The organism is Maribellus luteus, from assembly GCF_003576475.1.
GTDB lineage: Bacteria > Bacteroidota > Bacteroidia > Bacteroidales > Prolixibacteraceae > Draconibacterium > Draconibacterium luteum.
This window is the reverse complement of sequence record NZ_QWGR01000049.1, coordinates 1-1,092: the sequence shown is the minus strand read 5'-3', so window position 1 is coordinate 1,092 and position 1,092 is coordinate 1. Positions and strand designations below refer to the sequence as shown.

Below are 1,092 nucleotides of genomic sequence, written 5' to 3'. Positions count from 1 at the left end.
CGCGTAATCCTGGAAGAGGAAACCGACGCGACGTTCCTGCGCACTGAGGTTGATGCCGTCGGCGTGGTCGAACAGCGTACGGCCGTTGAGCACGATGCGGCCGCGCTCGGGCGTCATCAGGCCGGCAATGGCGCGCAGCGTGAGGCTCTTGCCAGCGCCTGAAGGGCCGTACAGCACCACGCGCCGGCTGTCCGAGCGCACGGCAATGTCGAGCGAGAACACCCGCGCCGCGCTGGTGAGCGTTTTCTGCACGACGAGGTCGATCATGCGGCCGCTCATGCCAGCTGCTCCTGCAGGTTCGGCGCGCGCCCTTGCAGCAGGCGGCTGGCCGCCACCAGCACCACGATGCAGGTGAGCGAGGTGATCAGCACCAGCGTGTTGGCCGTGGCGTCGTCGCCGGCCTGTACGGCTTCGTAGATGGCGACGGATAGCGTCTGCGTGCGCCCCGGCAGGTTGCCGGCAATCATCAGCGTGGCTCCAAATTCGCCCAAGGCGCGTGCAAAGGCCAGCAGCACGCCGGCAGCAATGCCGCGCGCGGCCAGCGGCAGCGTGACCCGAAAGAACACGGCGGTCTCGGGCAGGCCGAGCACGCGCGCCGCGTTCTCGAGTTGATGATCGACGCCTTCAAAGGCGGCGCGTGCCGACTTCATGACCAGCGGAAACGCCACCACGGTGGAGGCAATCACCGCGCCTTGCCAGGTAAAGACGAGCTGGATGCCCAAGCTGTCGAGCCATCCGCCGATCAGGCCACGCCGGCCCAGCAGCACCAGCAGGTAATAGCCGAGCACCGTTGGCGGTAGCACCAGGGGCAGCGTCAGGATTGAATCGATGACGTCGCGCAGACGGCTGCGCGTGCGCGCGAGTGCGTACGCCGCACCGACGCCCAGCACGAGGTTAAGAACCGTCGCCCAGCCGGCCACCTTGAGTGAAAGCAGCAGAGGCGTCCAGATGGAAGCAGACATGCGGATACGTTGCGAAGGTGCCGTCGGCCGGCCGGGTGATGCCCGCGAAGGGCCGGGTGACGCGTTGGGTGCCGGCGACACATTGGGTGAGTTATCCGCAATATAGGGTTGGATATAACGCCCGGTCAAT

2 protein-coding genes are annotated in these 1,092 nt (G+C 66.6%); both read right to left on the bottom strand.

The window, feature by feature from the left end; all coding sequences use genetic code 11:
• On the bottom strand, positions 1-267 hold a 267-nt coding region (locus D1614_RS27860; protein WP_206610138.1), incomplete at its 3' end, for an ATP-binding cassette domain-containing protein.
• 8 nt (positions 268-275) lie between these two features.
• Positions 276-1,092 (bottom strand): molybdate ABC transporter permease subunit (gene modB / locus D1614_RS27855; protein ID WP_206610137.1); only part of this gene is annotated, 817 nt, incomplete at its 5' end.